The 21,886-nt window shown below is 61.3% G+C and carries 15 protein-coding genes; 9 read left to right on the top strand and 6 right to left on the bottom strand.

From position 1 onward, the window contains the following. Nucleotides 1–431: 431 nt before the first annotated feature. Both LGH74_RS06250 and LGH74_RS06245 read right to left on the bottom strand, forming a co-directional pair. Nucleotides 432–1,883 (bottom strand): T9SS type A sorting domain-containing protein, encoded by a 1,452-nt coding sequence (locus LGH74_RS06250; RefSeq protein WP_226173425.1) that lies wholly within the window; start codon nt 1,881–1,883, stop codon nt 432–434. Nucleotides 1,884–2,151: 268 nt separating this feature from the next. Then, complete coding sequence (locus LGH74_RS06245; RefSeq protein ID WP_226173423.1) at nt 2,152–2,445, bottom strand: hypothetical protein; 294 nt, start codon at nt 2,443–2,445, stop codon at nt 2,152–2,154. 147 nt (nt 2,446–2,592) lie between these two features. On the opposite strand from LGH74_RS06245, the gene LGH74_RS06240 reads away from it, so the two are divergent. Together LGH74_RS06240 and LGH74_RS06235 are read left to right on the top strand one after the other, a co-directional pair. Then, nucleotides 2,593–3,324 (top strand): SDR family oxidoreductase, encoded by a 732-nt coding sequence (locus LGH74_RS06240; protein WP_226173421.1) that lies wholly within the window; start codon nt 2,593–2,595, stop codon nt 3,322–3,324. A 241-nt stretch (nt 3,325–3,565) separates the two neighbouring features. Then, nucleotides 3,566–5,563: a DUF4394 domain-containing protein gene (locus LGH74_RS06235; RefSeq protein ID WP_226173419.1), complete on the top strand. Its 1,998-nt coding sequence runs from the start codon at nt 3,566–3,568 to the stop codon at nt 5,561–5,563. 163 nt (nt 5,564–5,726) lie between these two features. Here the strand turns inward: LGH74_RS06235 and LGH74_RS06230 are convergent, their stop codons facing one another. After that, nucleotides 5,727–6,446, bottom strand: a complete 720-nt coding sequence (locus LGH74_RS06230; protein WP_226173417.1) for an RDD family protein — start codon at nt 6,444–6,446, stop codon at nt 5,727–5,729. A 240-nt stretch (nt 6,447–6,686) separates the two neighbouring features. On the opposite strand from LGH74_RS06230, the gene LGH74_RS06225 reads away from it, so the two are divergent. The 6 genes from LGH74_RS06225 to LGH74_RS06200 all read left to right on the top strand — a co-directional run bounded on the left by LGH74_RS06225 (nt 6,687) and on the right by LGH74_RS06200 (nt 13,570). Next, nucleotides 6,687–7,640, top strand: a complete 954-nt coding sequence (locus tag LGH74_RS06225; RefSeq protein ID WP_226173415.1) for a stage II sporulation protein M — start codon at nt 6,687–6,689, stop codon at nt 7,638–7,640. Between the two features lie 13 nt (nt 7,641–7,653). Next, nucleotides 7,654–8,622, top strand: coding sequence for a hypothetical protein (locus LGH74_RS06220; protein ID WP_226173413.1), 969 nt, complete (start codon nt 7,654–7,656; stop codon nt 8,620–8,622). Nucleotides 8,623–8,754: 132 nt separating this feature from the next. Next, nucleotides 8,755–9,483 carry a DUF4129 domain-containing protein gene (locus LGH74_RS06215; protein WP_226173411.1) on the top strand — a complete coding sequence of 243 codons (729 nt, stop codon included), beginning with the start codon at nt 8,755–8,757 and terminating at the stop codon, nt 9,481–9,483. Between the two features lie 13 nt (nt 9,484–9,496). After that, nucleotides 9,497–10,921 carry a DUF4350 domain-containing protein gene (locus LGH74_RS06210; protein WP_226173410.1) on the top strand — a complete coding sequence of 475 codons (1,425 nt, stop codon included), beginning with the start codon at nt 9,497–9,499 and terminating at the stop codon, nt 10,919–10,921. A 165-nt stretch (nt 10,922–11,086) separates the two neighbouring features. After that, the gene (locus LGH74_RS06205; RefSeq protein WP_226173409.1) at nt 11,087–12,148 is read left to right on the top strand and encodes an AAA family ATPase; all 1,062 of its coding nucleotides are present in this window, start codon (nt 11,087–11,089) and stop codon (nt 12,146–12,148) included. Nucleotides 12,149–12,220: 72 nt separating this feature from the next. After that, nucleotides 12,221–13,570, top strand: a complete 1,350-nt coding sequence (locus LGH74_RS06200) for a DUF58 domain-containing protein (RefSeq protein WP_226173408.1) — start codon at nt 12,221–12,223, stop codon at nt 13,568–13,570. 17 nt (nt 13,571–13,587) lie between these two features. Here the strand turns inward: LGH74_RS06200 and LGH74_RS06195 are convergent, their stop codons facing one another. After that, nucleotides 13,588–15,384 carry a hypothetical protein gene (locus LGH74_RS06195; protein ID WP_226173407.1) on the bottom strand — a complete coding sequence of 599 codons (1,797 nt, stop codon included), beginning with the start codon at nt 15,382–15,384 and terminating at the stop codon, nt 13,588–13,590. Nucleotides 15,385–15,522: 138 nt separating this feature from the next. Here LGH74_RS06195 and LGH74_RS06190 point away from each other — a divergent pair, with 138 nt between their 5' ends. Further along, on the top strand, nt 15,523–17,646 hold the full coding sequence (locus LGH74_RS06190) for a beta-N-acetylhexosaminidase (protein WP_226173406.1): 2,124 nt from the start codon (nt 15,523–15,525) through the stop codon (nt 17,644–17,646). Nucleotides 17,647–17,744: 98 nt separating this feature from the next. On the opposite strand, the gene LGH74_RS06185 is transcribed toward LGH74_RS06190, so the two are convergent. Continuing rightward, nucleotides 17,745–21,266 carry a DUF8818 domain-containing protein gene (locus tag LGH74_RS06185; protein WP_226173404.1) on the bottom strand — a complete coding sequence of 1,174 codons (3,522 nt, stop codon included), beginning with the start codon at nt 21,264–21,266 and terminating at the stop codon, nt 17,745–17,747. A 92-nt stretch (nt 21,267–21,358) separates the two neighbouring features. After that, nucleotides 21,359–21,883, bottom strand: a complete 525-nt coding sequence (locus tag LGH74_RS06180; protein WP_226173402.1) for a flavodoxin family protein — start codon at nt 21,881–21,883, stop codon at nt 21,359–21,361. Nucleotides 21,884–21,886: the final 3 nt, after the last annotated feature.

Genomic DNA, 21,886 nt, shown 5'->3' with positions numbered 1-21,886 from the left:
ACGCATGAAAAACCCAAATTATAGTAAGCTACTGGTTTCTACAGCGGGATACAGGTAGGCTGAGAGCACGAATAGGCTACAATCCACAACGAGACGTTTACATAGTACTTTTACGCGAAGCACCATCGTTCAACCAAGCGTCAGTTACGCCATATACCAGCTTAGCCATACAGTCGCTCGACCGTGCCGGGTGATGACTATGCGTGAGCCGTCAGGCTGCCAAGCCACTTGCACCGATGAGCGCCACCCCCGCGTGAGCAAGCGCAAGGCTATTGCGGCGGGGTAAGTGTTGGAAGTAGCTAAGCAAAAGGCTCCGTATCCTGGCAGGGTACGGAGCCTTTTTTGTGGGCGGGCAGTAGCACGAACTGTCTGGTTCACGCTACGGTTGCGCCAGTGAATTCCTTCGGGGCTTTGCGTGGTTGGTGTAGAAGCTAACGCTTCACGATACGGAAGCGGTTCTGGAACTCGGCTCCGGTGTGCACCACGTATATGCCGGCGGGCAACTCCGTGAGTGACACGTGGCCCCCGGTGCCGTGGAGCAACACCCGCCCCGTCAGGTCGCTCACGCGGTAGGAGCCGCGGTCGGGCAGCTGCAGCACGTCGTCCGCCGGGTTCGGGTAGGGCGCGGGCCGCTGCGCGGCGGCTGGTTGCACGGCCAGGGTTGTGCAGGCCTGCCGGATGGTCGCATCCGTACAGGTGGGCGCATTTCCGCTGATAGCAACGTTGGCGCCACGAGCAATAACCTGGCAGAGCCAGGATGCGGTACACGTGGCCAGGCTACTGTTATTGATTAGCCGGAGGTAGCCAATCCTCGAATAGTCAGTAAACACCAAACCAGACCCGAGCGAAAGCAGGGCCGGATTCTCATCTATGGAGAGGCCATAGGGGGCCATGGAGCCCGTGAGGCCACTGATACTGTCGAGTAGAGGATTCAGCGTAATTGATATATTTTGGGGAGCTACTATAGTATTAAATCCACTGATCTTCTTCAGGCCCGCATTGTAGCCCACGAATATCGACACGCCGAAGCGGCTGTTGTTGAAGTTGGAAATATCCCGCAGCAGAGGATTGCGGCTGATGTTTACGAGTGAGATTTCGCTGTTATTAAAGCCGCTGAGGGTTTCCAGCGCCGGGTTTTCCATGATGCCCACTTGCCCCGTGGCCACCAGCCCTCCATTGAAACCCGACACGGTGCTCAAGGCCGTGTTTGTGGTAATATTGACGGAACCTAGGCTGCGCAACTGATTGAATCCCAATACTGATTGCAGTCGAGGATTGCTCTGAAACTGAATGTCGCCTACGGAGGTGAGCGAGCCAAACGCCGGAATATTTTCCAGTACTGGGTTATTGGTGATACTTAGCCGGTTCGTTACCGTGCGCAGGTTGTTAAAGGCGTTGACGGTGCGCAGGACGGGGTTTTGCGAAATGGAGACAGTCCCCACGCTGGACAACAGCCCAAACCCTCTAATCTCCGTGAAGGACGTGCCGTAGATGTCCACGGCGCCCGCACTGACCAGGAACAAGAAGTCATCGAACGTGCCCACTCCACTTTGGATAATCAGCCCTCCCCCGATCTGGCCGATATTATCGAGACCCGCCAAGCTGGCCAGCTGGTTCTTTTGGATGATGACATCCCTCGTCACGGCAGTAATGTGCAGCAAGCCGCTGACGTCTATTACGCCCCCGTCGGGCGTCCCGTTGTCTCTGCGGTTGTAGCCCCGGATGAAGATGGACCCGGCCGTGGAGCAGCGGGTTCCGGAGCTTAGGTAGCTGTCTAGGTCAGCTTGCGTATCGAACCGCAGGTCGCAGGTTTGGGCGTGGGCAGAGGAGGCCATTCCCAGGGCCAGCAGCAGCACGGGCAGCCAACGGAGGAACCGGGGCAAGTGACGGGACCTGGAAGGGGAAAAGAATGTGGAGAGGTGGGGCATGCAGCCAACAGAAAAAGTGAAACCAGTGACTTAGCTGCCGGCCTGTAAACCCCAAATTTATGCCCGATTCCGACGCATTCCCATACCCAGTTCTGGGTATTTTGCCGCACTCGCCATTACTCGTGTCAGGCTGTGCAAACAGTAAACACTTTTGCATCTTTTCGGCTCAACATTCAATTATTCAGAACGTTATGCAAGCTTAGCATGGCGTACGATGTGAATACTATTCAAAGCCCGGGTCTAGTGCCTGACGGCCAAAACCAGCCCCGAAGCCGGGCTGGATGGCCCCAACCTCTCGGACGAGGACCGCATCCGCTACCAGCACCAGCTGCTGACGGCCAACTACCAAAAGCCCCGGCTGCAAAACCACTCGGTCGACGCCGGGGGCCCAGCCGAGTTTCCGGGTCAGGTTGGCTCCGGCCAGGTGGCAGCTTAGGTAGCGCTGCTCAGCAAGGTCATCGACGACGTGCAAAACCGCCACGATGCGCTGCCGGCCTGACCCGGTAGAACCGCACAAAAAAACCGTTTGGGAACGTTCCCGGACAGTTTTTTTGTGCAGTGGCCGGCTAACGCGCCGAAAACCGGGTTTTATTTAAGTAAACTTCCGGAGACAAACCGGCTTTGCCATCTTTCTTCCTCGTTTACTCTAAAGCCTCCCACACCCATGAAATCCGTTCTTATCACCGGCGCCAACCGCGGCCTGGGCCTTGAGCTGACCCGCCAGTATCTGGAGCGCGGCGACCAGGTATTCGCGGCCGCCCGCCAGCCCGATACCGCCACCGAGTTGCACGCCCTGGGCCAGGCCCACGAGGGCCGCTTGGTGCTGCTGCCCCTCGACGTAACCAGCGCCGACTCCCTGGCTGCCGCCTACCAGCAGGTAGCCGCCGCCACCGACCACCTCGACATTCTGATCAACAACGCCGGCATTTTGCCCGGCCACCCCGGCTCGGGCATCGACGACGTATCGGAAGCCCAGAAGCTGGGCAACCTGCGCTACGAGGATGCCATGCAGGTATTCGGCACCAATGCCGTGGGGCCGCTGCTGGTAACGCAGCAATTTATGCCCCTGCTGCGGGCCGGCCGTAAGAGCCGCGTGGTGAGCTTGTCGTCGGGCCTGGGCTCGTTGGAGCTCAAAGCCTCGGGCAGCCACTACCACTACAGCGCCAGCAAGGCCGCCATGAACATGTATATGCGCACGCTGGCGGCCGAAGCGGGTCACTACGGCATCATCTCGATTATGGTAGACCCGGGCTGGATGCGGACCGACATGGGCGGCACCGGCGCGGCTCTGCCCGCCGCCGACTCGGCCCGGGGCATCATCCGTATCACCGACCAACTGCACGCCGAGGAAAACGGCAGCTTTATGACCTGGCAGGGCAAGCCCGTGGCCTGGTAAGGCGGGTTGCAGCAGCACATACAGCATCAGAAAAGGCGGCCTTCAGGGGCTGCCTTTTTGTTTGGGCGGCGCTGTCAGGCAGTTCTTGAAAGCAGCCGGGAGCATTGAGCATCTGCCCCAGAAATATTAAAAGCGAATTAAATACAATCCGCGGCCGGCTATATCTCCGTAGGGTTTTACTCATGCCGCCTGGCAGACTGCCGGCGGGGCTATTTCTACACCCAATTTCAATTTGCTGACCATGAAATCAACCATTACCAAGCGTTTTCCTTCCCTGCGCAAAACCATGTTGGGCCTGGCCTGCTGCACGCTGATGGCCGGAGCGGCCCAGGCCCAGACGGTTTATGGCCTCTCAGTATCGGCGGCCGGCACCAACGACCGTTCCCTGGTTTCGTTTAACCTGACTTCACCCGGCACTCTTTCGACGCCCGTACCCATTACGGGCATTCCGGTGGGCCAGGCGCTGGTGGGCATCGACTTCCGGCCCAACACCGGTGAGCTTTTCGGCTTGGGCTACAACATTGCCACCACTCAGGCCCAGCTTTACGTCATCAACCGGACGACGGGCCTGGCTACGGCCGTGGGCACCCCGCTCACGCTCAACCTGGGCACCAACCTGTTCCGCATCGGCTTCGACTTCAACCCCACCGTGGACCGCATCCGGGTGGTGAGCGGCATTGGCACCGACTTCCGGCTGAACCCGGTAAACGGCGCGCTGGCCGCCACCGACGGCAACCTGGCCTACGCCACTACCGACCCCAACGCCGGCCAGACGCCGGAGGTAGGAGCCGCCGCCTATACCAACAGCTATATCGGCAGCTCGGCCACCACGCTCTACAACATCGATGAAGCTGCCAGCCGCCTCGTAACCCAGAACCCGCCGAATGCCGGTACGCTCAATACGGTAGGGCCCCTGGGCATTGCACTCGATGTAAGCAAGGTAACCGACCTCGATATTTACTTCGATGAGGCCACCAAAGCCAATACGCTCTACCTGGCCGTTGCCACCTCTACCTCCCCTACTCAGGCCAACACGGACCTCTACCGGCTGAATCCCACTACCGGAGCCGCCACGCTGGTAGGCGCCGTCGGCTCCGGCCCTATTGTGGCCGTTTTCGATATTGCCTTCCAGATCAACCGTCCCGCTACATTGCCCGCCATTACGGGCCAGCTGGTGTATGCGCTGGCCGGTACCAACCTGATTACCTTCGACTCGGCCCAGCCTACCCTGGTACGCACCGCAACAGGCATCACCGGTGTGGACGCTGCCCAGACGCTGGTGGGCCTGGATGTACGGCCGCTCAACAACGCGCTGTATGCTTTGGGCTACAACGCCACCACCCAAACCGGCCAGCTTTACACCATCAATGCCACGACCGGCGTAGCTACCCCAACCAGCGCCGCCATTGCCCTGGCCCTGGGCACGGGCAGCATCGGCTTCGACTTCAACCCGACCGTAGACCGGATTCGGGTGGTGGGCGCCAACCGCAACAACTACCGCCTCAACCCCGTGACGGGCACCTTGGCCGCTACCGATGGCCCGGTAGCCTACACCAGCGGCACCAATACGCCTACCATCGGGGCCGTTGCTTACACCAACAGCTTCACCGGCGCCAACGCTACCAGTGGCACCACCCTCTACAGCTACGACGAAGCGCTGAACCTGCTCAACACGCAAAGCACCCTCAACCCACCGGCCGACGGCCAGCTGACCACCGTTGGCAGCTCCGGCATTACGGCCAATCTGGCTCCGGCCAACGTGGATTTGGATATCTACAGCACTGGCGTAGGGGTGAATACTGCCTACCTGGTAGCTACTACCGGCACTTCTGCCAACAGCAGCTTCTACACCGTAAATCTGACTACGGGTGCCGCTACCTCGGTAGGCACTATCGGCAACGGTATTACCGTGCGCGATATTGCTGTGGCCGCTGCTACGGGCGTTGCCACCGGCGCCCGCAACCGCGAAGAGCTGGTAGCCGGTCTGAGCCTCTATCCTAACCCCGTAGCCGATGCGGCCCAGCTGAGCTTCACGTTGCCCCGCCCCGCACAGGTCACGCTGGTCGTAACCGACGCCCTGGGCCGCCAAGTTGAAACCCTGGATGCCGGCACGCTGGCCACCGGCCCTCAAACGCTGCGCTGGAACACCAAGGCCGCCCAGCGTCAGGGCGTGTACTTCTTCACTCTGCTCCTCGACGGCCAACCCGCCGGCACCCGCCGCGGCGTACTGCTGAAGTAGCGCTGAGAAGGGGCAGTAATTATTCTGCTTATCGTTCTGCTTGTTAAAAAGGCCCTCTGTCATTGGCAGAGGGCCTTTTGCGTAGCTGGTTCTACTACCGGAAAAAGCCTGGGCCCCGCTTATCGTAAGCGGAGCCCAGGCTTTTCTTTGTAACTGAAGATGACTAGCCGTTCATAGCGGCCAGGTGGGCATGGTCGCGCAGAATGGTGCGCAGGAAAGCTTCGTCGCCCAGGTCGGTCTGGATGCCGGTCAGGCCTTTTACTTTGTTGGCCACTTCATTGAGCAGCAGGTAGTTTTCGTGTTCCAGACTTTTCGCCAGCAGCTGGCGAATGGTGGCCACGTCGTGGTCGGCGAGCTGGGCGGCCTGCGGAAACACTACCACGTAGTTGGCATCCGTCATGGCCGGGGCCAGTGCCCCACCGCCCTGGCGGGGCCGGGTACTTACTACCGCCGTGCCGGCCGCCAAATCACCTACGCGCTGCCCCTTGCCGTTGGAGGCAATAACCACCACCGCTACCAGGCCGCCGAAAAAGCCCGTATCAACGATGCGCAGTACCCAGCGCAGCAGGTAGTCGCCCACCCGGGGCCGGGTGCCATCGAGACGGATGACTTTGATATCCCGGGCTTTTTTGCCCAGGCTTTGGCCATTAAACAGGATTTCGCAGGCCAGGTGGTAGAAGATAAAGGGAATGCCAACGAGCAGCACGCCCAACGCGGGCATGCCTTCGTCGACGCCGACCGCCGAGAGCAGCACCATGCAGGCCACAGCCCAGCCAAACAAAATAAGGTCGTCGATAATCGCAGCAACGATTCGCTCCCCAACGCTGGCTACCTCGTATTCGAGCGTAACGTTTTGCGTGGTCTGGATGCGGATAGTACTCATGGTAAAGCAGGGACTGAAAAGGAATAAATGAGCTCGGGAGCTGGCTAGAAAGCTCCAATGACGGAATTTAGTCGGTAGGCATGGGCATTGGGTCGAAAATTTTCCCAATCTTCGCAAACCCAGGACCAGCGCAACGCCCGATTCCGGCCGCCTGGTCCGCTGCTTGTGGTGGTTGGCAGGCAGTAGGCTCCAGGGCTATTTCTGCGCTATTTCACGGTCTGTTATTCCTTTCTTTAGTGTATGCGTGAAGCGGTATTTCTGCGCCAGAACGAGGCTAAATGGCGGCAATACGAAACCCAGCCCCCCGCCGGCCCCGACGAGCTGGCCGCCCGCTTTATCGAGCTGACCGACGATTTGGCCTACGCCCAGACGTTTTACCCCACCTCGGCTACCACGCGCTACCTCAACGACCTGGCCGGCAAGCTGCACCAGGCGCTTTACCGCAACAAGAGCGAAACGACCAACCGCTTCAGCTTCTTCTGGCGGCAGGAGCTGCCGTTGCTCGTAGCCCGCCACCACCGCACCCTGGCTTGGTCGCTGCTGCTGTTTGTGGTCTTCACGCTGGTTGGGGCGCTGTCGGCGGCCTACGACGAGACGTTTGTGCGGGTGGTACTCGGCGACGCCTACGTGAACCGCACCATCGAAAACATTGAGCGCGGCGACCCGATGGCCGTGTACAAAGGCAGCAGTGAGGCCCCGATGTTTCTCTACATCACCATGAACAACATCTATGTGTCGTTGGTGGCCTATGCGCTGGGGGCTACGCTGGGCGCGGGCACAGTATGGGCCCTGTTCAACAACGGCGTGATGCTGGGCTCGTTTCAGTATTTCTTCTACCAGAAAGGCGTGCTGCTGCCGTCCCTGCTTACCATCTGGATTCACGGCACACTCGAAATATCGGCCATTGTGCTGGCCGGCGGCGCGGGCCTGGTGATGGCGCGCAGCATGCTCTTTCCCGGCACCTATTCCCGGGCCGACTCCTTCCGGCAGGGTGCCCGCGACGGGCTCAAGCTGGCCCTGGGCCTGGTGCCCATCTTCATCGTGGCCGGCTTTCTGGAAGGCTTCGTGACGCGCCACACCGAGATGCCCGTGCTGCTCAGCCTGCTTATTATCGGCAGCTCGGCCGCGTTTATCATCTGGTACTTCATCCTGTATCCGCGGCAGCTGGCCCGCCGCGCCCATTCTCCCGCCTGATTCAACTGCCCCTATGAAGCCTACCTATACCCACGCCGCCGATTTTCACCAGGAGCGGGATTTTGGCAAAAAAATAAGTGCCACGTTCGAGTGTATTGCCGCACACTTTCGTCCGCTGGGCAAGTGCCTGCTGTATTTCGTGCTGCCGCCTACCATGCTGGCGGGCGTGGGCATGGGCCTGATGACCAATACCATGTTTAACATGGCCGCCGGGCAGGCAACGGGCAAATCGGCTGTTGCCACCGACGCCGTCCTGGTCAGTGCTTTTTCGGGGGTCGGGTTGGCCATGCTGGCTGGCATCCTCAGCTTTATGCTGCTGCTGAGCACGGTGTACGGGTATATTCGACTGGTTCTGGCCACGGAAACCACGCCTACGCCGGGCCAGGTATGGCAGGAAATCAAAAGCCGAGGGGGGCGTATGCTGCTGGCCTTCCTGTTTGTGGTGGCCCTCTACGCGGTGCTGTTTGCGGTAATCGGGGGTTTAATGGCGGTCAGCACGTCGTTTGCCCTGCTGCTGTTCATACTGTTTCCCCTGGCTTTCTACGTCATGGTGCCTTTGTCGCTGTATTTCCCGGTGCTCTGGCTGGAAGATGGCAGCCTGGGGCACGCCCTGCGCCGCTGCTTCTACCTGATTCAGGGTAAATGGTGGTCTACTTTCGGCCTGCTCATGGTTACGGCCATGATTCAGGGCATGATTGCCATGATGTTTGCGCTGCCGCAGTACGCCGTCATGTTTGGCAAAATGCTGAAGATTCCCGGCCTGGAGTCAGACGCACTGGGCATCATCGCCCAGTGTCTGTACGCGCTGGGCATCATGTTCACTTACACGATTCCGCTCATGGCCGTAGTGTTCCAGTATTTCAACCTCGTGGAGCGCAAGGAAGGCATGGGACTCCGCTCCCTTATCGACAGCATTGGGCAGGGGCCCGCGCCGGTAGCCTACAACGAGGCTTACCGTGCCGATGATGAAGGCGAATATTAGCCGGGCCGGTAAAAAGCTTCTGCCCTATCTTGCCCAATGAGTGCTGCCCGAACCGCACCCGGCGAATTTTCTGTCCTATCTGCTCGTTTGCCTGTGTCCTTACGTATTCGGTTACGCTTTTTTCCCGCTCTTGTGTTGCTCCTGCTGCTGGCCGCTTCGCCCGTGGCGGGCCAGCCGGCCCGCAAGCACGACCTAGCCAGGCGCGTGCTACCCGCCGACCGCACCACCCGCGTGCCGCTGCGGCAGCCCACAGCCGGGCAGCTACGCGAGTTTCGGGAGCAGCACGAGTTTCATTACGTGGAAGTGAAGAGCGAGCAAAGCGGCTGGGACCTGTTTATGGCCCGGCTGTGGCACTGGCTCGGCGAGCTGCTCCAGACCCGGGGCGGCAAAGTGGTATGGGAATACGGCATTTATGCCCTGCTGGTCGTGCTGCTGGTTTTCGTGGTGTTGAAGCTGATGCAGGTGGATATAACCCGCGCTCTGGGCCGGGCCCCGCGCCGCTCGCCGCTGCTTTACGACACGGCCGCCGAAGACATTCACGCCCTCGATTTCAACGCCCTGCTCGGCGAGGCCGAAGCGGCCGGCAACTACCGCTTGGCCGTGCGCCTGGGCTATCTGTTCGTTCTCAAGCAACTCACCGACCAGGGCTTGGTGCAATGGCAGCCTGATAAAACCAACCACGACTACCTACGCGAGCTGTCGGCCGGCACGCTACGGCCGGCTTTCCGGGAGCTGACCCAGCAGTTTGAGTACGTGTGGTACGGCGAGCAGAACGACCTGTCGGCGGCCCACTACGCGCTGGCCCGCGACGCCCGCGTGGCCTTCCAGCGCCAGCTCGCCACCACCCGCCACGCCGCCTAGCTCCCCGCCTTATATGACAACTTTTCGCTGGTATCTGCTGGGCCTGGTTTTGCTGTTTGGGGCCTACGTGGCGGCAGAATATTACCGCCCCAAGCCTCTGGACTGGCGCCCCACTTTCGAAAACAAGGACAAGATTCCCTACGGCACCTACGTGCTCTACCAAGTGCTGCCCGACGTGCTGGGCGTAGCCGCCCGCGACGTGCGGCCCGTGCGCGTGCCGGTATACAGCCAGCTGGAGGGCGAAGAGGAAATCACGCCCGAGTCGGAAGCCGGGGTGTACGTGGAGCAGGAAGAATCATCGGCCACCGACTCGGTAGCCGCTGCCGAGCCGGAGGCCGAAGACTCGACTGCTGCATTGGTTGATGCGCCTACCAACGAGTCGAATTCCAGCCAGCGGTCCGACGAAAACGAAGACGACTACGAAGCCGGCCTGGCCGATTCCGACTACCCCAAGGCCACGTACCTGTTCGTTAACAACGACTTTAGCCTCAGCGAGGCTGACCGGGGGGCGCTATTGCGCCACGTAGCGCGGGGCAACGACGTATTCATTGCCGCCGAGCAATTCGACCGGCTGCTGGCCGATACCCTACATTTTCGTACCGCACCTTTCGTGGGCAAGCCCCTGCTGAAAGGCGGTTCCGATGAGCCCCTGCTCACCGATTCCGTGCGGCTGGTGCTCAGCAACCCCGGCCTGGCCAGAGCCGCCGGCCGCGGCTTCCGCCTCCCGACACTGGGCGCCTCCTACCGCATTCTGCCCGACAGCAGCATGCAAGCTACCCAACTAGCTGCCGACGACCAGGGCCGGGCAGTATTGGTGCGGGTGCCCTACGGCCGGGGCCACGTGTACCTGTGCTCGGTGCCGCTGGCGTTTACCAACTATTTCGTGCTGCAGCCCCGCACCAGCAACTTCGCATTCGCCACCCTCTCCTACCTGCCCGTGGGCCGCCCGGTGTGGTGGGATGAATACCAGAAGCAGGGCCGGCAGGGCGAGCAGTCGTTGCTGCGGGTGCTGCTGGCCCACGATGCGCTGCGCCGGGCCTTTTACCTGAGCCTGCTTGGCGCGGTGCTGTTCGTGCTGTTTGAGGCCAAGCGCCGGCAGCGCATCATTCCGATTCTGCGGCCTCTGCCCAATACCACGCTGATTTTTACCCGCACCGTAGCCAGCCTCTACCAGCAGGGCGGCAACCACGCTCTGATTGCCGAGAAGAAAATCGGGCTGTTTCTGGAATTTCTGCGCACCCGCTTCCACGAGCCGGGCCTCGATTTGAACGAAGCCGAGGCGCGGGAGCGGCTGGCCCAGAAAACCGGTTTGCCGCTCACGCAAGTCGAGCAGCTGGTGCGTCGCATCAATCTGATTCTAACCGCTCCGCGCGTCTCCGACCACGAGCTGCTGTTACTCAGCAAGGCCCTGGCCGAGTTTCGCAAAGCTGCTGTGTAAATTATTGCACTATGCCCGAAAATATAATTTTTCCGTTTTATAACTATTCCATTATAGCCTTTCTAAGCATCTAATAGGGGTATTTATTAATACATATGGCAATGCTAATTAAATAATTCCGCTTTACTCTACTGCTTCCAACTTTCGCTTTGTCTTCCCTTACTCATGGAAAATACGCCTCTTCCGCCTTCCTCCTCCGCCGATGAAATTCTGCCGGTAACGCCCTCTGACACCACCGAAGCTACCCCCGAACCTGCGGCGGCCTTTGCTCCGCGCACCGACCTGAGCCGCCTGAGCCGCCACGCGGAGGCCATTCGCCAGGAGCTGGGCAAAGTCATTGTGGGGCAGCACGCACTGGCCGAACTGTTGCTTACCGCCATCCTGGCCGATGGACACGTGCTGCTGGAAGGCGTACCGGGCGTGGCCAAAACCCTTACCGCCAAGCTCCTGGCCCGCACCTTGGCCGTGCCGTTCAGCCGTTTGCAGTTTACCCCCGACCTGATGCCCTCCGACGTGCTGGGGACGGCCGTCTTTCTGCCCAACAAGGCGGAATTCGAGTTTCGGCCCGGTCCCATCTTCGCCAGCATCGTGCTGATTGACGAAATCAACCGGGCCCCGGCCAAGACGCAGTCGGCGCTGTTTGAGGTGATGGAAGAGCGGCAGATAACCCAAGACGGCACCCGCTACCCCATGACTGACCCGTTTGTGGTGCTGGCCACCCAAAACCCGATTGAGCAGGAAGGCACCTACCGCCTGCCCGAGGCCCAGCTCGACCGGTTTCTGTTTAAGCTGCACGTGGGCTACCCCACAATGGAGGAAGAAGTAGCCATTCTGCAGGGGCACCATGCCGGCTTCGGCGGCACGGCGCTGGAGAAAGTGCAGTCGGTGATGACGGCCGACGACCTGCGCGAACTGCGCCAGCAGGTGCAGCGCCAGCACGTAGAGCCCAAGCTGCTCGAATACATTGCTCGCCTCGTGGGCCAGACGCGCGTGCACAAAGGCCTCTACCTGGGCGCTTCGCCCCGGGCCTCGCTGGCACTGCTCAACGGCGCCAAGGCCCTGGCTGCCCTGCGTGGCCGCGACTTCGTGACGCCGGAAGACGTGCAGTACCTGGCGCCCCATGTGCTGCGCCACCGCATTCTGCTCACACCCGAGCGCGAAATGGAAGGCCATACCGCCGACGATGTCGTGAAGCAGATTGTGCAGCTGATTGAGGTACCACGCTAACCGACGTTTCGCTTTGAATTTAATGCCTAAGCGGCCAACTGCTTACCGGCGAAGCCCTTTTTCCGCCCGAATTTGAAGTCTCTGTTTCTTACCACGCGCTTTTTTGTGTTGCTCGCCGCCGTAGTGGTGGGACTGGTGGTGGCGTTTTTCCTGCCCGTGTTGCTGGCACCGCTGCAGCTCGCGGCGGGCCTGCTGCTGGTGCTTACCCTGCTGGACTTGCTGCTGCTGTATGCCCCGGCAAAAGGTGGCGCGGGCGCGGTATTCGGCCGACGCGTGATGGGCGATAAGCTCGCCAACGGTAGCGACAACGACGTGGCCATCTACCTCGAAAACCACTACCGCTTCCCCATCAGCACCGAAACCATCGACGAGATTCCGGCTCAGTTTCAGCGCCGCGACGTGCTGTTTAAGGCAGCGTTGCCAGCGGGCCAAACCACCGTTATCCGCTACCAGCTGCGGCCGGTGAAGCGGGGTGAGTACCAGTTTGGGACGCTGAACGTGTTTGTAGCCTCGCCGCTGCGGCTGGTGCGGCGGCGCTTCCGCTTCGAGCAAGACAAGATGGTGCCGGTGTACCCCTCGTTTCTGCAGATGCGGCAGTACGAGCTGCTGGCCATCAGCAACCGGCTTACGGAGGTGGGCGTGAAGCGCATCCGGCGGGTGGGCCACAGTATGGAGTTCGAGCAGATCCGGCCCTACGTAGCCGGCGACGACCCGCGCACCATCAACTGGAAAGCCACGGCCCGCCGCGCCGGCACTGGCTCCGACACGCTGGTGGTAAACCACTACCAGGAGGAGCGCGCCCAGCAGGTGTACTGCCTCATTGACAAAGGCCGGGTGATGCGGATGCCGTTTGAAGGCCTAAGTCTGCTCGATTACGCCATCAACGCCACGCTGGTGGTGAGCAACATAGCTCTGATCAAGCACGACAAGGCCGGCCTTATCACCTTCGCCGATAAGCTGAGCGCCGTGGTGCCGGCCGAGCGGCGCGCCGGGCACATGCAGAAGATTCTGGAGGTGCTCTACAAGCAGCGCACTAAGTATCTGGAAACCGATTTTGAGCTGCTCTATTCCAACATCAAAGCCAAAATCCGGCAGCGCAGCCTGCTGATTCTGTTTACCAACTTCGAAACCCTGAACGGCTTGCAGCGCCAGCTACCCTACCTGCGCCGGCTGGCCAAAGACCATCTGCTGCTGGTCGTGTTCTTCGAAAATACCGAGCTGCAGCACTATCTCGACCAGCCCGCCGCTACCACCGAGGACGTTTACAACCAAACTATTGCCGAGAAGTTCGCCCAAGAAAAGCGCCAGATTGTGCGCGAATTGCAACGCTACGGCATCTACAGCCTGCTCACGCCGCCCCAGCAACTCACGGTCAACACCATCAACCGCTACCTGGAATTCAAGTCCCGCGGCCTGATTTAGATTAATATCCTGAGCCGCTACTGCTCGTCGAAAACGGTGAGCTTGGCATCGTCGAGCAGCAGGCCGGTGTGGGTGCCGTAGTAGCGAAACACCACCGACACGTTGTCGAAATCCTCGCGGGGCGGGCGCATATCAAAGTGCAGTTCGCGCAGCCACCCGTCTTCCAAAGCCCGCTGCAGCCGCACGGTGCGCTCCTTTACCACCGTTGTACCGCGCCGGAAACGTACTACATACTGCGTCATGCGGGGCATGTCCCACTCGGTGTACTCGGTGCGGGCCAGGGCTGAAGCACGCACCCACTGAAAGTCGCCGGGCCGGGCGGGTATCACGTACTCGGTACTTTGCGGATGCAGCGAGTCGAGCACCAGGGAGCAGCGGCCCTGCAACGCGGGCGTACCACAGAAGACGGCTGGCTCGTGCTCAAAGTCCTGCTGCCACAACGTGCGCTGATTGATTGCCTGGCCCGTAAATTCGGAGTTGCTGTCGAGCAGCAGGCGAGTTTCGATGGGTACTTCGTAGCGAAACAGGATGCGCCAGAGATATGAGCGGGTCATGTCGCCAGCAGCCAGCAGTCCGCCGCCCTGGGCCTGCAGCATGAGCCAGAAACCATAGTAGCAGCCCACCACGGCCAGCGCGCCATAGGCCGCCGCCCAGCGCGGCCGAGCCAGCAGCCACCGCAGCGCCGCCGCCATGGGCCAGGCCAGCACGGCGTAGCTCTGCACCATAGCCCGCTGTCCCAGCGCCCCGCCGTAGGTCCACTGCTCCCAGGCAAACGTGACGTAGAGAAACAGGAGAAGATACACCAGCATGGGCCAGAAAGCGGCGAGTTGCTGCCGGCGCAGCGGCCCAAACCCTACCAGGGCCGTGAGCAGCATGGGCGAGTACATCAGCCAGCCGCTACGGAAGCTGAAGATGCCTTCCCAGAGGTGGGGCTTGAGCCAGTTGAAGCCTTCGTCGCCGTAGCTATAGTAAATCCAGGAGCCGATGGCGTAGTGCCAGTAGAAGAGCTGAATGCTTACCACCACTCCGCCGGCCAGCACCGCCGCTGCCAGTAGCCCGGCGTGCTGACGCCAGAACGCCAGCCGCTCCCGCAAAGCTGCCCGACTGAAGCTCAGGCCCCATAGCAAAGGCAGCAGCACGGCCAGAATTTCGGTGGGCCGCGTCAGAGTCATCAGTCCCACGGTGGCCCCGATGCCGAGGGCCAGCACCAGCGTAGGACGGGCGTAAAAACGGGGCGTGAGCAGCAGCAGCACCGCATACCAGCCAAAGAGCCAGTTGTGCGTCATGGCGCCCTGGGCAGCGCTGTAATTCAAATAGTTGGTGCCCAGCACCAGAATGAGCAGGGTGAGGGCCGTGGGCCACTCGCCGAAGCGGGGCAGCAGCGCCCGGCGCACCAGCCACAAGCTCAGCACCGCCACCAGCAAGCTCGCCAGCAGTATAGCCCACTGGTAAGGTTGCGAATAGCCGTCGGCCGGGTAGCCCAGCGACTCGGCCAGCGCGTGGGCCACCAGGAAAAACGGCAGCTCCTGCAAGGCCAGCCCCGAGGAATATTTCAGCACGAAATGCTGGCTGGCCGAGTCGAGCGTGGCGTGCTCAAACTGCGGCGTGGGGTGGTACTGGGCTATCATCTCATCCCGAAACCGCAGCCCCCGCAGGTCGTGATGCACGAAGGTGGCCGGCAAATACAGGTAGTAGCCGGCGCTGTCGGAGCTTAGAATCTTGACGCCTCCCCGCAGCGCCGGCGACAGGTAAAAAGCCACCCACAGCATCAGTCCCACGCTTATCAGCCACGCAATACGGGAAGGAGAGTTCATAGAAAAAAGAAGAGCTGACGAAGCCGAATAGCTGGCGCGAATAGCCAATAAAGCCCCAAATTAGCGATACTGACCGATTCCGGAGCATTCGGGCCTAGTCGTTGCTTACCTTTAGCCTCCCTCCTGCTTTGTTTGCCTATGTCGGTTCCTCCTTGTTTGTCGCGCTTGCTGCTGGTTTTGTTTCTGCTAGGCGCTGGTAGCCACCTGCTGTTGGCCCAGAACCCGGTGACGGATACGCGCGCCCTGCTGCCGGTGCCCTCCATGGCCCAGTGGGGCAAAAGCCGGTTTGCGCTTAAAGGCCAGTGGCGCGTGCAGCTGCAGGGCCCCAAAGCCGACTCGGCCCTGCGGCCCACCATGTTGCAGTTTGGCACTTGGCTAAGCCAGCAAACCAACGACAAGCGCCTCAAAACCGAGTTTGTACCCGCCGGCGCAAACCCCAGCCTGACTATTTCCGGGGCCGCCGACCTGACCATTTATTACGGCCGCCTGGGCAAGCTCGATCTGCTGGGCGAAGACGAGATGTACAGCCTGCGCGTGACGCCGATGGGAATGCTGCTCTCGGCCAATACCCACCTGGGCGTGCTGCGCGGCCTGGCTACGCTGCGCCAGCTGCTGAGTACCGAGAAAAAGGACTACGGGTTTGCCGAGGTGGATATTGCCGACTCGCCCCGCTTCCGCTGGCGCGGGCTGCTCATCGACGCGGCCCGGCACTTCATGCCCGTGGCGGTGGTGAAGCGCAACCTCGACGCCATGGCCGCTGTGAAGCTCAACGTGCTGCACTGGCACCTCTCCGACGACCAGGCATTTCGGGTAGAAAGCAAGGCGCTGCCCCGCCTGCACCAGGTAGGCGGCCAATATTACACCCAGGCCCAGGTGCGCGACGTTATCGGTTACGCGGCGGCGCGGGGCATCCGGGTGGTGCCCGAGTTCGATATGCCCGGCCACACCACCAGCTGGATGGCGGCCTACCCCGAGCTGGCCTCCATCGACTCAGCCTACGGCCCGGCCCAAACCTGGCGCACGCTCAACATTGCCCTCGACCCCACCAAGGAAACCACTTACCAGCTCATCGACAAGCTGCTGGCTGAAATGACGCCCCTATTTCCCGACCCTTACTTCCACATCGGCGGCGACGAAAACGACGGGCGGCAGTGGCGGCGCAGTCCGCGCATCATGGCCTGGTCGAAGGAAAACGGCTTCCTGAAAGACAACGGCCAACTCGACAAGCATGGCCTGCAGACGTATTTCAACCGCCGCATTCTGCAGTTTATAACCAAATACCACAAGAAGATGGTGGGCTGGGACGAAATCCTGGGTCCGGGTTTGCCCGCCGATGCCGTTATTCAGAGCTGGCGGGGCCGTAAAGGGCTGTACGACGCGGCCAAGCAGGGCCACGCCGCCATCCTGTCGAATGGCTACTACCTCGACCTGAACTACAGTGCCGCCACCTACTACCTCAACGACCCGCTACCCACCGACGCGCCCCTGACCGACAGCCAGAAAAACCTGGTGCTGGGCGGCGAGGCCACCATGTGGGCCGAATTCGCGGATAGTATCATCATTGAAAGCCGCATCTGGCCCCGGGCGGCGGCCGTGGCCGAGCGGCTGTGGTCGGCCGCTTACGTGCGCGACGTGCCCGATATGTACCGCCGCCTGGCCCTGGTTTCGAGTGAGCTGGAGACGCTGGGCCTGCAACACCGCAAGGCTCCCGAGCGACTGCTGGCCCAGCTGGCCGGCAGCCGCGACGCCTCGGCCCTGCGCACCCTGGCCGGCGTGCTGGAGCCCGTAAAAGAGTACAAGCGCCACTTCCAGGGCTTCACTTACTCGACGGCCACGCCCCTGAACCGCCTGGTAGACGCGGCCCCGGCCGAGTCGGAAGCGGGGCGGCAGTTTGGGGTAGCTGTGGAAGGCCTGGTGCAGTATCTGCAGCTGGCTCCGGCGGCCGAGCGGTTTAAAGGCGCCAGCTCCAAGTCGCTGCTGGCCTTCCTCAACGCCCAGCTGCGCACCTGGCAAACCAACGACCAGCGCCTGCAGCCCCTGTTTCTGAAAGGCTCCAGCCTGTGGGAATACGCCCCGCTTTCCACCCAGCTGCGGCTCATTTCGGCCCTGGGCCTGGAGCGGCTGCAGATGCTGGAGAAAGGCCAGAAGCCGTCGGCCGCCTGGCAGGCGGCCGCCCTCAAGCAGCTGGATGCCGCCAAAGCCCCCGCCGGCCAGGCCGAGCTGGCCGTGGTAACACACCTGCGCAAGCTGCTGACATTGTAGGTTATTGAGGTTGGTTGTTCTGCGTTTTGTCGCCGCTGTTTGGTCTGTCATCCTGCGCAAGCTCAAGATGAAAGCTGAAGAAGCACGTTACCAACACCTTAAAACAGCACCGAAACCTGCATTCTACCGGTGTGAATCGGGGCCAGGCCGTTGGGCTTGCGGCCGTCGTAGGCCAGGGTCACGTTCAGGCCATTGCTAAGGCGCTGCTCCACGTTCAGGTTCCAGGTGAAGTTGCTGCCGGGCCGCAGGGCATTCAGGATTTCCAGGGCCACTAACGATGTCTGGTCGTCGTCGAAGCCGACTTTGACGTAGCGGGCCGTGCCGCTCATGGTGCGCTTGTTTACCTGACTGATGCGGGTTTCGAGGCCCAATTCGTCGAAAGTACCGCTGATATCGGCATCGGGACCGGCTGTATTGCGCTTGTTGACATGCTGATAGGTGCCCGTGAAGCGCAGCGTGCTGTTGGGCTGGTAGCTTACTTCGGGCGTGGCCTCGTACACCAAGAGCCGGAAGTTGCGGTCCTTGGAGTAGTCCGACACACTTTCCCGGATGCTGCGCGTGGTGGTGAGGCGGCCGGTAAACTGCTGGGCCAGCGTGCGGCGCAGCAGCACCGACTGACTGGCCAGATTGCGCACATCGAAGCCCTGGCTGAGCAGCACTTTCTGCTGGGTTTGCTGCACGGTAAACTCGCCCCCGAAAATTGGGTTGGAGCGGTTGAAGTACAATGTATTGCGCAGCAGCTTGTTCAACGAGAGCAGCAGCGTATCCTCGGTTTGGAAGGCAAACGGGTTAAGGCGCGACACCAAGTTCCGGTCGATAGTGCGCCGGTCGAGGGTGACGCTGCTGATGGTGGAAAACCGGGCCAGTAGGCTGCGCAGGCCGGCCTGGTCGCGCCACTGGCGTGGGGCGCTGAGCGTGAGCCGGTAGCTGAAACGGTTGGTGAAGGCCACGATGTAGTCGTCGGTGGGCAAAAACACCTTGATATAGGTGCGGTACTGCGCGTCGGGGGTCTGGGCTTCAAAGAACTCGTCTTTCTCCTGAATTCCGTCACCGTCGGTATCCTGGTAGTAGTGCGTGCCTTGACCCGGCTGAGTCGGCAAAAACGAAAAGTCTCGGCGCAGCTCCCGACCGGTGGCCACGCTGTAGCTTAGCTCCGAGCGCAGCACGTTCTGCAGAAACGAGGCGTTCCAGTCGATTTTGCCCAGCACGGTGCTTTGGCGGGCACTGTCGCGGGCACTCAGGTCGCGGTAGGTAGCCAGCAGGTTCAAATCCTGGTTTTTGCCGAGGCGGCTGCTGAAGGTGCCCTGCCAGGTCTGGGCCTGGCCGCGGGTGCGCAGCTCGTTGAGCAACGGCGTCTGGTCGCGGCGGTAGGTGTAATCGAGGCGGTAGCGGGTTTTGGCGCTGTCCCGGCTTTGCAGAAACACATTGTGCTCGTCGAAGTAGTTGGCCGAGCTCAGCGAGTCGCCATCGGGCAGGGCCACGCGGTTTTTGTCGAAGCGGTAGGCGTAGCCGGGTACCACCGCGCCGTGGTTGTAGCGGGCCGTAGCCTCGCCCCGGGCCCACTGCGAGCGGAACCGCCCGGCGTCGGTGCTGAGCAAAAACAGCCCGGCCCGCACTTCCACATCGCCCAGCTTCTGGGCCACATCCAGCCAGTTCTGCAGGCCATTCACCTCGCCGGCCCGGTAGCGGCGCGTCACGCGGTAGTTGATCAGGTTGTTGGCATCCTTCACCGCCCCTACCGAGAAGTTGAGCACGTTGTCTTCCCGGGCGGCGCGGCGCGTGGCGTTGCCCTGCACGGTGCTGGCAGTGCTCCAGTTGCGGTCAAACTCAATGTCGCGGTACCGGTCGATGGGCGCAAACCGGTGACTGGTATACTCGTAATCCAGGGCGCTGCGAAACTTGTAGGACTTCAGCACCGGCAAGCTCAGGGTGCGGTCCAGCACGGCGTAGCCCACGCGCATGGCCTGGCCCTGGTCGGTGGCGGGCGAAAACCGGTTTAGGTCCAGATTGGTAGAAGCCACGTCGGCAAAAACCGTGGTGGTGGAGTCGAGCCGGTAGGTGGCGCCCATCGTCACCATCTGCTTCTGCAAGGGTGTAGGCAGCAGCCGCTCGTCGAGGTAACGGCCCCGACCCGGCCCTACGTACTCGTACACGCGGCCATTGGCATTGGTGTAGCGCGTGCTCAGGTTGTAGCTGCCGCCACCCGGCCCCTTATCTGTGAAGCGCACCGTGTATACCTGCTTGGTCGAATCGGGCGGGTAGGTGTAGGTTTCCACCGGCAGCTGCGTGGTCGGGTCCAGGATAATGGCCTGGTTGTACTGCAGCTTCCGCCGGTCGTAGGAGTCGGCCGTGGCCCCGGGCACGCTCACCTGGCTCACGTTTTCGTTCACGCGCTGCAGCTGGGCCCGCGTCGAGTCGTCCAGAGTCAGGTTGGGTGAGTTGTCGGGGTTGTCGGCTTCGCGGTAGTAGTTGGCGTGCACGCTCAGCTTGCCTATTTCTTGGTAGTGGCTCAGGTGGTAGAGCGAGCGGGCGTAGTTGAAGTCGGAATACTCGAAATCAATCTTGATGCGCGAGTTGCGGGTAATCAGGTGCTGGGGCGAAAACGTGACTTCGGCCTGGTTGTAGTCGATAACATAGTCGAAATCGAAGCCGCGCGTCATCAGGCGGCCATCGAGGTACACCCGCTCGGAGTTGGCCAGCACGATGATAAACTGCTCGCCGTTGGGTCCGCGCAGGCGGTAGGGCCCCTGCACGTTTTCGATGGGCGCAATGTCAATGGAGGCAAACTTGCCCTTGGCCACGCCCGCCGCCACGGTAGTGGTGCTGCGGTAACCGGGCTTCACGCTTACATTGCCCTCAATGGCGGCGCCCTGCACATTTTTGTAGAAGCGCAGAAAGTAGTCGGGCTTGTTACGCAGTACCACGTCGCCGGCCGTCAGATTCCAGCGTGGGTGGGTGAGCGTAATATAGAGCCGGTCGAATTCCTGGAGCTGCTGGGTGTTGCCCTCGGGCTGAAACGGCACGCTCTGGTCACTGATGGCAGCCGTCAGGGTTATGTCGTCGGTGAGCTTGCCGTCGAGCTGCAGGTTGAGCGAGGAGTTGACAAACACGTTCTGGGTGTTGCCAAACGACACGCCCCGCGACAAATTGCCGGTTTTGTTGATGCCGGGCGTGTTGAGAATCTGCTCCTTCACCGCGAAATCGTCGTAGCCAAACGGCTTACGGCCGAAGCTCACGCTGTCCATGAGCCCGCGGGGCCGCCGAAACCGGGGCGCGGCGAGCTGCAGCGGCAGTACCCGGTAGCACACCAGCACCGAGTCGGGCCCGGCGGGGGCGGACGAGTCAGCGGCAGCAGCTTGGGTTAGCCGGTAGCGGCCAGTGCGAAAATCGTAGGCCACCGAGCGACCCTGCACACTCACCGAGGAAGGCACGATGGTCAGCGAATCAGTGAGGGCAAAGCTGGTCGTGTCGGCGCGGTTGGGCGGCAGGCGCAGCCACCGGCACCGGCGCGACGAAGGCACATTCTGTTGCTGCTGGGCCTGCGCCGCTATGGTTCCCAGCACTCCTCCGAGCAGCAGCAGGCAAATGCGCAGGATTCGAAGCGTATTGCTGCTGATCATTCGGTGCTGAAAGCGGATTGGGGGCAGAAGGTAACGGGGCGGCTCAACAACGCGCGAAGCCGGGCGTTTCGTGCCAATGAACTGGCCCCGGCTCAGGAATTATTCGGGTTGGGTTTTGTCAGCGCGGCTACGAAGCGGGGCCGTTGAGTTGCCACGCTTTCCGGCAGCGGCGTTTTGTCGGAGTAGTAAAACGCGCCGCCGAACGGCATGTTCAGGTAAGCGGCCGTCAGCTCGAAGGGCACAGCAAAGCCCGGCGGCAGCTCGGCGTCGGAGCCCGTAGCCACCAGCAGCACCGACTTGCCGGCCAGGCGGCGGCCCAGGTCTTTGCGCATTCTAGTTAGATCGGTAATCCGGTCGAAGAAGGTTTTCATCGACCCGCTCATCGAGTACCAGTACACGGGCGTGGCAAAAATCACTGGGTCATGCTCGAGTACCCGCTCGATTAGGGCCAGAAACTCGTCTTGCGCCGGGTAGTTGCTTTGGTAACTGTAGGGCGCAACGGCATACTCCCGCAAATCGATAACCGTGTGTGGCGTTGCCCCCAGGAGCTGCTGCGCAAACCCGCGGGTTGTGCTCTCGCCCCGGGCGCTCCCCAGAATCAGAATTGGCTGCTTCATGTC

This window comes from Hymenobacter lucidus, assembly GCF_020447265.1.
Lineage (GTDB): Bacteria > Bacteroidota > Bacteroidia > Cytophagales > Hymenobacteraceae > Hymenobacter > Hymenobacter lucidus.
The sequence above is the reverse complement of the archived record's forward strand: the minus strand, read 5'-3'. Positions and strand labels throughout refer to the sequence as shown.